Origin of the sequence: uncultured Boseongicola sp., assembly GCF_937988555.1 — a bacterium.
Taxonomy (GTDB): domain Bacteria; phylum Pseudomonadota; class Alphaproteobacteria; order Rhodobacterales; family Rhodobacteraceae; genus Boseongicola.
Genome location: NZ_CALJXO010000123.1, coordinates 1 through 10,786, shown reverse-complemented (window position 1 = coordinate 10,786; position 10,786 = coordinate 1). Strand labels below are relative to the sequence as shown.

At 57.7% G+C, this 10,786-nt stretch carries 11 protein-coding genes and 1 pseudogene; 8 read left to right on the top strand and 4 right to left on the bottom strand.

Features of this window, described 5'->3' with window-relative positions; all coding sequences use genetic code 11:
- Positions 1 to 1,150 (top strand): glycosyltransferase N-terminal domain-containing protein (locus Q1B15_RS06635; protein WP_299751941.1); only part of this gene is annotated, 1,150 nt, incomplete at its 5' end.
- Complete coding sequence (gene lpxK, locus Q1B15_RS06630; protein ID WP_299751939.1) at positions 1,150 to 2,139, top strand: tetraacyldisaccharide 4'-kinase; 990 nt, start codon at positions 1,150 to 1,152, stop codon at positions 2,137 to 2,139. The genes Q1B15_RS06635 and lpxK, both read left to right, overlap by 1 nt.
- On the opposite strand, the gene Q1B15_RS06625 is transcribed toward lpxK, so the two are convergent.
- From Q1B15_RS06625 to Q1B15_RS06615, 3 genes are read right to left on the bottom strand one after another with little or no spacing between them, the layout of a single operon-like run.
- A complete protein-coding gene (locus tag Q1B15_RS06625) occupies positions 2,117 to 3,253 on the bottom strand; it encodes a CaiB/BaiF CoA-transferase family protein (protein ID WP_299751936.1) in 1,137 nt (378 codons plus the stop codon). The two genes, lpxK and Q1B15_RS06625, sit on opposite strands and share 23 nt — an antisense overlap.
- Positions 3,253 to 3,894, bottom strand: coding sequence for a DsbA family protein (locus Q1B15_RS06620; protein WP_299751933.1), 642 nt, complete (start codon positions 3,892 to 3,894; stop codon positions 3,253 to 3,255). Before Q1B15_RS06620 ends, Q1B15_RS06625 begins: the two co-directional genes overlap by 1 nt.
- A gap of 13 nt (positions 3,895 to 3,907) precedes the next feature.
- On the bottom strand, positions 3,908 to 4,405 hold the full coding sequence (locus tag Q1B15_RS06615; RefSeq protein ID WP_299751928.1) for a DciA family protein: 498 nt from the start codon (positions 4,403 to 4,405) through the stop codon (positions 3,908 to 3,910).
- A gap of 84 nt (positions 4,406 to 4,489) precedes the next feature.
- On the opposite strand from Q1B15_RS06615, the gene mutY reads away from it, so the two are divergent.
- From mutY to Q1B15_RS06600, 3 genes are read left to right on the top strand one after another with little or no spacing between them, the layout of a single operon-like run.
- Entirely contained in the window at positions 4,490 to 5,551 is a 1,062-nt protein-coding gene (gene mutY, locus Q1B15_RS06610; RefSeq protein ID WP_299751926.1) for an A/G-specific adenine glycosylase, read from the top strand.
- Between the two features lie 39 nt (positions 5,552 to 5,590).
- Entirely contained in the window at positions 5,591 to 5,731 is a 141-nt protein-coding gene (locus tag Q1B15_RS06605; RefSeq protein ID WP_299751923.1) for a hypothetical protein, read from the top strand.
- A 22-nt stretch (positions 5,732 to 5,753) separates the two neighbouring features.
- Complete coding sequence (locus Q1B15_RS06600) at positions 5,754 to 5,882, top strand: hypothetical protein (RefSeq protein WP_299751920.1); 129 nt, start codon at positions 5,754 to 5,756, stop codon at positions 5,880 to 5,882.
- Between the two features lie 10 nt (positions 5,883 to 5,892).
- On the opposite strand, the gene Q1B15_RS06595 is transcribed toward Q1B15_RS06600, so the two are convergent.
- Positions 5,893 to 8,391 (bottom strand): FAD-dependent oxidoreductase, encoded by a 2,499-nt coding sequence (locus Q1B15_RS06595; RefSeq protein WP_299751917.1) that lies wholly within the window; start codon positions 8,389 to 8,391, stop codon positions 5,893 to 5,895.
- Between the two features lie 206 nt (positions 8,392 to 8,597).
- Between Q1B15_RS06595 and Q1B15_RS06590 the strand changes: the two genes are divergently transcribed.
- From Q1B15_RS06590 to Q1B15_RS06580, 3 genes and pseudogenes are all read left to right on the top strand, one after another.
- Positions 8,598 to 9,074: a DM13 domain-containing protein gene (locus tag Q1B15_RS06590; protein ID WP_299751914.1), complete on the top strand. Its 477-nt coding sequence runs from the start codon at positions 8,598 to 8,600 to the stop codon at positions 9,072 to 9,074.
- 46 nt (positions 9,075 to 9,120) lie between these two features.
- Entirely contained in the window at positions 9,121 to 10,440 is a 1,320-nt protein-coding gene (locus tag Q1B15_RS06585; protein ID WP_299751911.1) for a mechanosensitive ion channel domain-containing protein, read from the top strand.
- 60 nt (positions 10,441 to 10,500) lie between these two features.
- Positions 10,501 to 10,786, top strand: a pseudogene (locus tag Q1B15_RS06580) (outer membrane protein assembly factor); the annotation flags it as partial.

The window sequence follows — 10,786 nt, the reverse complement described above, 5'->3', positions numbered from 1 at the left end:
GCATACGACGGCAGAGCGTCCAAAGGGATGTTTGCTCTGGCTTCACGTCAGCGACCCGTCAGACGCAGGCAGCATCTCCGCGCTCACAGCCGAGCTTTCGTCGATGCGCGGTGAACCGATCTTTGGGCTCGTCACCTCGTCCGAGAACGCAGCGCCATTCAGTGCAATTGACGAAACGGCCATCCATCAACTGGTCCCCGGCGACACCAAAGGCTCAGTCAATCGCTTCCTCGAACACTGGAAACCCGACGTGGCAGTGATCGTCGGCGCGCCAGACCGAACCGTTTTGCTTACCGAAGCGCATGCGGCAGGAATTCCACTGTTTCTTGCAACAAACACCCAAAGCGCCTCTGCTTTTTGGGGGGGTCTGAGCAATTCGTCGCTCTCAATCCCGGAGATTTTCCGCGGCGTATTGGTGTCCAATTCCGCCGATCTAAAAGCGCTTGTCCGCCTTGGCGTTCCCGATGCACGCATTGCTGTCACAGGCCCCTTGCGCGACACAGCACTCGCACCTGCTTGTAACGACGCCGACATCACTGCCTTGTCGGAAATTCTTGGCGGACGACCGGTGTGGCTTGCCGCGGAGGTGTCAGCTTCAGAAATTCCGGCTCTTGAGGCGGCGCAACGGCGCACGGTCCGGGCCGCGCACCGGCTTTTGCTCATCATTGTACCGAAGGTTCTATCAGACGGACCTGCAATCGCGGGATCCTTGGAAACACACGGCTGGAGAACCGCGCTCCGCTCTTCCGGCGGGCGACCCGACGAAAACGTCCAAGTCTATATCGCCGATACCGACGAAGGAATGGGCCTGTGGTATCGTCTTTCGCCAATCACCTACCTCGGCGGTTCGTTCGATCCCGAGCTTCCCACGTCAGATCCCTATGGTCCTGCCTCCCTTGGCTCAGCTCTGCTGCATGGACCCGAAGTCAGCGGCGCCGTTCCCCGGATCCAGCGCCTACGAGCCGCAGAAGCAACCATGTTGATCAAGGACCCCGCAGGCCTCGGCGCCGCCGTTTTTGAGCTGTTGTCTCCTGACAAGGCCGCCAGATTGGCCCATGCCGGGTGGGCGACCACATCCGAAGGCGCGCTCGCGGTCGAAGCGCTTGTGACCATGATCAATCTTACATTGGATGGCGAGGAGCCGGCGTGATGCGCGCACCCTTGTTCTGGCAAAACCCACCCGAGCAACCGGGATGGCAGGCGCATCTCCTTAAGCCATTGTCGTCGCTTTACGGCTTCGCCACAGCCCGCCGCGTTCGCAAATCACCAGATATCACGCCGAATTGCCCGGTGATCTGCGTGGGCAATCTGAGCGCAGGTGGCACCGGGAAAACGCCCACGGTAATCGCCCTTATAGAACATCTGCGACCCCAAAACGTCCATGTTGTGTCTCGTGGCTACGGCGGCACCGAAACGGGTCCGACCCGTGTGAGCGAACGCAGACACAAAGCCGCAGATGTTGGGGACGAACCCTTGCTTATCGCGGCGTTCGCGCCGACGTGGATCGCTCAGGACCGTGCCGAAGGGGTTCGAGCTGCAGAAAACGACGGAGCAGAGATCATCCTTCTTGATGACGGATTTCAAAACCCGTCAGTCGCCAAATCGTTCAGTATTGTGGTGGTGGATGCCGCGCTGGGGTTTGGAAATGGACGCATTCTGCCGGCGGGGCCTTTGCGTGAACCCGTAGAACAGGGCCTGAAACGCGCCGATCTGCTGCTTAGTATCGGTGACGAGAATGCCCAAGGCCATTTCCTTAAAAAGTGGGGACCACGCGTGTCTGTGCCGCACGCTACCGCGCATCTCAAGACGTTGGAAACCGGCATGGATTGGCAAGGTCAGCGTGTCATGGCGTTTGCGGGCATCGCTCATCCCGAAAAGTTCTTCACCACCCTGCGCGGACTTGGGGCGGACCTGATCCGCACCGAGGCGCTTTCCGACCATCAGCCTTTGTCCGACGCCTTGATGAAGCGGCTGGAAATCGAAGCCATGGCGCTCTCTGCGCAATTGGTCACAACAGAAAAGGATGCAGTGCGGTTGCCACCAAGCTTCCGCCAGAAAGTCTTAACACTGCCTGTAAGACTAGAGTTCGATGACAAAGCGCATTTGTCAGAGGTGCTTAATCGCCTGACTTTAGCCTGATCCGCCCGGCATCTGCGTTCAACTTAGGCGATGCCCGATTGGGCGCCAATTCGGCATCCGAGAACACAATCGGGGTCCGCACGCCGGGCACGCCCTCATCACTGACCTGCATGCCGCGCGCAACGACCTGAGGGTCACGAAACACCTCGGCCATATCGTTTATCGGCCCGGCCGGAACACCCGCTTTCTCACAGGCCGCGAGCAAATCCGCTTTCGTCCAGCCCCGCGTAATTGCCGTCAGAATATCCGTCAAAGCCTGCCGATTGGCGATCCGATTGGCGTTGGTATTATAGTCTGGCGCATCCGCCAATCCATCCGTCTTCAGGACACTGCAAAGCCGGTGAAACTGGCCATCATTCCCAATTGCCACGATAATCCAGCCGTCCGAGCAGTCAAATACCTGATAGGGCATGAGGTTCGGATGCGCGTTCCCTAGCCGCGTCGGAGAAACGCCCGTCGCCAGATAGTTCATCGCTTGATTGGATGTCATCGCAACCGCTGTATCCAGCAAAGAAAGATCGACGTGCTGACCAAGCCCCGTCGTTTCACGCTGCCGCAAGGCCGCCTGCACCGCGATCACCGCATAAAGCCCAGTAAACAGGTCCGTGATGGCTACGCCTGCCTTCATCGGCTGCCCGTCGGGGGCGCCGGTGAACGACATCAGCCCGGACATACCCTGAATGATGTAATCATAGCCTGCCCGATGCGCGTATGGCCCATCCTGCCCGAAACCGGTGATTGAGCAATAGACCAATCCTGGATTGACCGCCTTCAGGCTTTCATAGTCCAACCCATATTTGGCAAGGCCACCAACCTTGAAGTTCTCAATCAAAACATCGGCGTCTTTGACCAGTTCCAGCACAAGGTCCCGGCCCTCCTGGGTTCGGAAATCTGCCGTGACCGAGGATTTTCCACGATTGCACGAATGGAAATAAGCGGCCGAACGCTCTCCGTCGTGGTCAATAAATGGCGGGCCCCAACGGCGGGTTTCGTCGCCGTCGGGGCTTTCTACTTTTACGACATCAGCGCCCAGATCCGCCAGCGTCTGGCCGGCCCAGGGACCAGCCAAAACGCGTGCAAGTTCAATGACCTTGAGGCCCTGAAGAGGCGGCATTACTCGCCAAGTGCCGCGTTGATGATATCCGCCATCTCGGCATAGGGCATATTCGAATACAGCTCGCCATTGATGATGAACGTCGGCGTCGACTTCACGCTATCTTCCTCGGCCAGCTGCAAATACCGTGCGTACAGCTTTTGGGCGGTATCGGCATCAGAAAAGCACTGATCAAGTTGTGTATCTGTCAGACCAGCAGTCTTTCCAAACCGACGCAGGCTATCGACGATTGCAGCCGGGTCTTCCTGACGGGCCCAGACGCGCTGATTTTCGTAGATCATCTCGGCGATTCCGAAATAACGATTCTCGGCGCCCGCACCGCAGCGCGCGACGATCGCGGCCCAAAGGCCCTGCCGGTCGAAATAGACCTCGCGATAGACGAACTTAATCTTTCCGGTGTCGATGAAATCTTTCTTGAGGTCCTTGAAAGACCCTGCGTGAAACGAGGCGCAGTGGGGACAAGTAAACGAGGCGTACTCAACGACCGTTACCTCAGCGTCCGGGTTACCGAGGACCATCTCGATGATATCCGACGTGTCGATGTCGCTGGCTTCCTGCGCCACGGCTGATTGTGTCGACAGGAAAAGTGCCGCAAGCACTGCAAGGAATGTGGCTGCAAAAGCCGACTTTGTTCGGTTCATAACAAGAATACCTTTATTTCTGTTTAGACTGAGATATGACATTCGCGCCCAAACGTTCAAGGGCGTCTCGCAGCGACGTATCGTCCACGATTTCAACTGTTTGCGCTGCCTTTTGTCGGGCAGCGGGCGTCACTTGGGGCTTTTGGGGTCCGGCCGCGAACGGCGACTGCTCTTCGGCAAACCCGCGCGGTGTGGTCTGGGTCAGACGGACTTTTTGGATCGCCGCATAGCCGTAGCATGCATTAACCCGCTCGCGGATCGTCTCTTTTTGCATTTCGACCATGGGAGCCTCGGCGCCCTTCACCAACAGGGTCAGCGTCGCCCCAAAGCTTTTGCCGTAAATAATATCGATCGGCCGTGCCATGCCGCATAAATCGGCACCGATGATCTCGTCCCAATGGGTCAAAAGCCGAGATACCGCAAAGCCACGCGTCTCGCTCGCCGTGCGAACACGGTTTGCAACAAGATCGGATGCGCGCTCGAAACCGCGCTTGCGGCGAAAGTCCTTCAATGCCTTGCCTTCCGTGACGTTGCGCGCATCTTAAAGCAGCAGGGCGCCAGTGCCACTCTAAAGCCAATAACGAGGACATAAACATTGCGTGAGACACCGCAGAGTGCCGATCTTCTCTTATGGTACGACGCCAACGCGCGCGTTTTGCCCTGGCGAACAAGTCCTGTCGGTCGAAAAGCAGGTCATTTGCCCGATCCATACCGCGTCTGGATGTCCGAAGTGATGCTGCAACAAACCACCGTTGCCGCTGTGCGCAGCTACTTTCTTCGCTTCACCGAGCTTTGGCCGACGGTCACTGACCTTGCAAATGCCGATGACGCAGCCGTCATGGGCGAATGGGCCGGCCTTGGCTACTATGCGCGCGCGCGTAATCTGTTGAAATGCGCCCGCGTGGTTGCGACCGACTACGGCGGAACATTCCCCGATACACACGGAGCGCTTCTGAAACTTCCGGGCATCGGCCCTTATACCGCCTCTGCAATCGCCTCGATTGCCTTTGATCGCCCCGAAACAGTGGTCGATGGCAACGTCGAACGGGTCATAAGCCGGCTCTTTGCAGTTCACACGCCCCTTCCGACCGCAAAACCCGAACTCACCGCGCTTGCCGCAGACCTTACGCCCAATGAACGCCCCGGAGACTATGCTCAGGCCGTGATGGATCTTGGTGCCACAATTTGTACGCCGCGAAACCCGACTTGTGGCATTTGTCCTTGGATCAATGCCTGCCAAGCGCGCGCGACGGGCATCGCCGCTGACCTTCCCCGGAAATTGCCCAAAAAAGCCAAACCAACCCGCCTTGGCATTGCCTATCTTGCGCGCCGCCAAGACGGCGCATGGCTATTGGAGACGCGGCCCGACAAGGGGCTCCTCGGCGGAATGCTGGGATGGCCCGGCACCGAATGGAGCGTCGATGCACAAGCTGAAGCGCCGCCTTGCCGCGCCAGTTGGAGTGATCCCGGAGGCGAGGTGCGCCATACCTTCACCCATTTCCACCTGAAACTGTCGCTTCGCGTCGCGGTGGTATCAGAAACCGAAGTGCCAGAACGTGGGCAATTCATCCTGACATCCGACTTTCGCCCCTCCGACCTGCCGACAGTCATGCGCAAAGCGTTTGACCTTGCGTCGGGTGCTTTCGCAATGGATTGAGCCAATAGGTGTGGCGAGTATACTCGCCCGCGACCCACTATGACCGGACAGACGGCCAAACCCGACGAGACAAATCGCGTTCCGCCCGCGCTTTCAAACTGGCTGTCTCTGACGCTGACGCCACACGCGTGGATCAGCGCAGTCAATGGCGGTTGGACGCTCGCTGTGTTGCCGCTTTAAACCTGGGTTGCAGTCTTGGTCCTTGACCAAGTTGACCGGGGTCGACCCGCGCGATCTGGATGCACCACAAGAACCTGCGCGCGCATGGAGACGACAGTTTTATCCCGGCATCACCGACGGGGGCGCCTACAGCGAAGCGCGCAATCCGTGAGCCGCCGAGGTTAGCCGTCTTCGCGGATCGTCTCGTTTTTCGGATCGTAAGGGCTGTCTTCGGTGACCACCGCATCCCAAAGCTTGTTCTGCATCTTCACCTGAAGCTTTGTTCCGGGGCTTGCCCGATCCGGCGAAACATATCCCATCCCGATCGACTTTCCGAAGGCCACGGAATAGCCGCCGGATGTCAGACGCCCAACGCGCGTTTCTCGATCATAAAGCGCCTCGCGGCCCCATGGATCTGCATCGTCGGGACCGTCGATCAAAAGCGTCACGCACATCGAGCGGACGCCGGTTTCAACCATACGGTCCTTGCCGTAGAAATCCTTCTGAAGATCAACAAAGCGGTTCAGGCCTGCTTCAAGCGGCGTCGCGTCGCGACCAAGTTCTGTTCCGAACGCACGATAGGATTTCTCCTGGCGAAGCCAGTTCTGCGCCCGCGCGCCAACCAACTTCAGCCCCTGCGGCTCGCCCGCTTCCATCAGTTGGTCGAACAGATAGTTCTGCATCTCCATCGGGTGATGCAATTCCCAACCAAGCTCTCCGGTATAAGCTACACGGATCGCGTTCGTCGGGCACATTCCAAGCTCAAGGCGCTTGCCGCTCAGCCATGGAAAGCGCTTGTTAGATAAAGCGGTCTCGGGGTCGGCGTCACTCAACAGCGATTTCAGGACATCCCGTGACTTCGGTCCGGCAAGCGCGAAAACGCCGTGCTGCCCTGTGCAATCGTCCAACCACATCGGACCAAAACGCCCCACATTGTCGTTCATTGCCTGCGCCAGATAATCGCTGTCATAAGCCTGCCAGGCGCCAGCGCTGACAAGGTAATACGTATCCTCGGCAAGGCGGACGATCGTGTATTCCGTCCGTGTCGTGCCGTGGCTGGTCAACGCGTACGTCAGATTGATCCGCCCAACGCGCGGCAACTTATTGCAAGTAAACCAGTCAAGAAACGCCGTCGCCCCCGGTCCACGCAGCTTGTGCTTGGTAAACGCCGTGGCGTCGACCATGCCAACACCCTCGCGGACCGCTTTCGCTTCATCATGCGCGTATTGCCACCATCCGCCGCGGCGAAAGGACCGTGTATCGTGGTCGAACGACGAGGGCGCGTCCAATGGGCCGAAGTAATTCGGACGCTCCCATCCGTTCACCTGACCGAACTGCGCGCCCCGTGCTTTCATCCGATCATAAGACGGAGCCGTCTTCAGCGGACGGCAAGCTTCACGCTCCTCGTCAGGGTAGTGAAGAACATAGACGTGCGAATAGCATTCCTCGTTCTTGCGAGCCGCATATTCGGTCGTCATCCACGCCCCGTAGCGCTTGGGGTCAAGGCTCGCCATGTCGATCTCGGCCTCGCCTTCAACCATCATCTGCGCAAGGTAATATCCTGTACCGCCTGCAGCGGTGATGCCAAAGCTAAAGCCCTCAGCCAACCACATATTGCGTCGACCCGGCGCCGGTCCAACCAAAGGATTGCCGTCAGGCGTATAACAAATCGGGCCGTTGAAATCGTCCTTCAACCCGCAATCTTCACAGGATGGCACGCGATGGATCATCGCGGCGTATTGCTCCTCGATCCGCTCAAGATTGAGCTGGAACAAGTCAGCCCGGAAACTATCGGGGACACCGTATTCAAAGCGAGCCGGCGCATTCTGCTCATAGACTCCCAAAATCCAACCACCACGCTCTTCGCGCACATAGGATTGCGCGTCTGCGTCCCGGATCACCGGGTGTTCGGGGTTATTTTTACGCCATTCAACCAAAGCAGGGTCCTGGTCCATGACGATAAACTGATGTTCGACGGGAATAGCCGGGATCTTGATGCCCAACAGGTTGGCAGTGCGTTGCGCATGGTTGCCGGTAGCCGTCACAACATGTTCGGCGTGGACGACGATTTGCTCGTCCGTCGCCACCAGGTTGCCCCCTTTTTCGGCCATCTTTGTGCAAGTCACATCCCAATGATCACCAGTCCAGTGATACCCATCGACCTGCCATTTCCGCTCGATCACAACACCACGCTGTCGCGCGCCCTTGGCCATCGCCATGGTGACATCCGCCGGGTTTATGTAGCCATCCGTCGGGTGATAAATCGCGCCCTTGAGATCATTCGTGCGGATCAACGGCCATCGCGCCTTGATATCATCGGCCAACAAATGTTCGTAGGGCACGTCGCAAGTCTCGGCCGTTGCCGCATAGAGCATATATTCGTCCATACGATCCTGTGTTTGCGCCATCCGCAAGTTGCCGACGACAGAAAAGCCGGCATTCAACCCGGTCTCAGCCTCAAGCTTCTTGTAGAAATCGACCGAGTATTTGTGGATGTGGGTCGTCGCGTAGGACATGTTGAAAAGCGGCAACAACCCGGCAGCGTGCCAGGTGGACCCTGACGTCAGCTCATCACGCTCAAGAAGCACCACATCATCCCACCCGGCCTTCGCCAAATGATAGGCGATTGACGTTCCAACTGCGCCGCCGCCAACGACAAGCGCTTTGACATGGGTCTTCATGGGGCGAATCCCTCCTGCATTTTCACGGATTTAAGCGCATATCGGCTCGAGACGTCAGATTCATCCGACATAGCAGCGCATAAAACCGACAAGCGCTCCAATCTCCGCCGTGGCCCCGAAACACTTGCGGACGCCGGGACCAAAGATAGGGATCGACACCAGCTACGCAAATGCACCAAGCTGCCGCCCAAACGGGGGACACAACTGTGCTGAAAACTCTTGCTATATTCTTGGCTGGCGCCGTCGTCGGCGCACCTGCCGGAGCGTTCCTGTGGTACGCGTTTTCACCGCTCTTTTTCGACGAAGTCGTCGTCGAGACCCTGGCGGAAGCCGAAATCGTCGCCACCGGCACCTTCCGGAACGCGGACAGCGCGCATCAAGGCTCGGGAATGGCCACGCTAGTTGCCCTCCCCGGCGGCGGACATGAAATTCAGCTATCCGAGTTTCAGGTGACAAACGGTCCCGACCTTGAGGTCTGGCTGTCGGCGCACCCGGACCCTGCCGCGTCGTCTGATGTGGCGGACAATCAATGGGTTGGACTTGGCCAGTTGAAGGGTAATATCGGAGATCAAGCCTACTCGGTTCCGACAGATGTGGACGTTTCCTCATTCCAATCGGTGGTAATCTGGTGCGAACAGTTCGGTGTCTTGTTCTCGCCCGCAGCCCTGTCCCCACCTTCCTAAAACAAGCGACCTTGCCGCGCAGGTCATCGCGTTGCATCCTTCCGGGATGGAGCAAGTCGACAGCCTGACAGGACAAATTACCGACCTTTGGCAACAGGCCACGGCGCAAGGTACACTTTTGCTTTTGCCATCAAGGCTTTGGCAACTTGGAATTCTTGTTCTTTGCATCGTTGTCGCATGGGTTTTGACGCGCTGGATAAGGCCAACTTTTCACGAGTGGATCCGCACACTTGCCGGACGGCCAAAATGGCAGCTTCGTGCGCTTGTTGTCCTGCACAGGCGGTTAGGGCTGATCCTTTTTTCGATCCTGATCTGGATCGCAGCAGCGATCATGGCCGAAGTAACGCCGTTTGTTTCACGCAGATTTCTGCTTGAACTTGTCGGTACAATCACCGTCGCGATTCTGCTTGTCGGTTTTGCCGTGCGGCTCGTTCAAAATAACTTTCTGCGCCAGATCGTAACGTGGTTTTTGTGGATTTATGTGACGCTCTACTACCTGGGCATCATCGATGAGATTTCGAATTTCCTCGACAGCCTGGCACTTTCTTTCGGGGACATGCGGCTTTCACTACTGACGGTCCTACAAGCCCTTATCGCCATTGGGGTCCTGTTTACGCTCGCCCGGATCACGACATCAACAGCAGCGGCCCGCATTCACGCAAACGGCGAAATATCGCCGTCGATGAAGGTTCTGGCGGTTAAATTCATCCAGGTCTTTCTCTTTGGTGCGGCGTTTTTCCTTGGCCTGAAGATCGTCGGAGTCGATCTGACCGGTCTCGCCGTCCTTTCAGGCGCAATCGGTGTCGGGCTTGGTTTTGGCTTGCAAAAGGTCGTCTCGAACCTTGTGTCCGGCATTATCATCCTTCTCGATAAATCAATCAAACCAGGCGACGTGATTTCCATCGGAGACACCTTTGGCTGGATCAATGCTTTGGGTGCGCGGTACGTCTCGATCACAACGCGTGACGGCCGTGAATACCTGATCCCAAACGAAGACCTCATCACCGGTCAGGTCGTCAACTGGTCGCATTCAAATGATTTTGTCCGGCTCGACATCCATTTCGGCACGGCCTATGGCGACGATCCTCACCTGGTGCGCAAACTGGCGAATGAAGCTGCCGCAAGCGTCGGCCGTGTCCTGTCGGCAAAGCCGCCCGTCTGCCACATCACAGGTTTTGGGGACAGTTCTGTCGACTACATCCTGCGCTTTTGGATTACCGACCCGACCGACGGCCTCACGAACATCCGTGGCAACGTCTACCTTGCGCTGTGGGATACTTTCAAAGCCAACGGAATTTCCATTCCATTCCCGCAGCGAGAAGTCCGCATGTTGGATCACCATCAAGTTCCCGCGAGCGCCGACTGACCCCTTTTCTTTGGTTTGCGAAAGCTATATCTCCAAGCCGTTAAGTGCTTGGGGGTTGGTGTGCGATTTTGGGGCCGGATAAAAACGTTTGCGGTCGCGGGCCTTTTGGCGTCGACAAGCATAGCGGTCGCGCAAACCGACATTAGCGCTGTTTTCTCTCCGTCAACCGAAGATCTCCGCGATGACTTGATCGCTGCCTCGCTGATCCTGCAGGCCGAACGCGACGGCACAACCGACACCCAAGAATTGCTCGCAGCCGCCCGCGCGGACTACGAACGGCTGCTTGCCGTGCTCTATGACGCCGGCCATTTCGGCGGCGTGATCTCGATTATTATTGACGGTCGCG

Bases quoted from the DNA above. Each gene is read 5' to 3' on its own strand.
- Q1B15_RS06605 (WP_299751923.1), top strand. From the start codon at position 5,591: ATGACCGGACAGACGGCCAAACCCGACGAGACAAATCGCGTTCCGCCC.
- Q1B15_RS06620 (WP_299751933.1), bottom strand. From the start codon at position 3,894: ATGAACCGAACAAAGTCGGCTTTTGCAGCCACATTCCTTGCAGTGCTT.
- Q1B15_RS06595 (WP_299751917.1), bottom strand. From the start codon at position 8,391: ATGAAGACCCATGTCAAAGCGCTTGTCGTTGGCGGCGGCGCAGTTGGA.
- Q1B15_RS06585 (WP_299751911.1), top strand. From the start codon at position 9,121: ATGGAGCAAGTCGACAGCCTGACAGGACAAATTACCGACCTTTGGCAA.
- lpxK (WP_299751939.1), top strand. From the start codon at position 1,150: ATGCGCGCACCCTTGTTCTGGCAAAACCCACCCGAGCAACCGGGATGG.
- Q1B15_RS06625 (WP_299751936.1), bottom strand. From the start codon at position 3,253: ATGCCGCCTCTTCAGGGCCTCAAGGTCATTGAACTTGCACGCGTTTTG.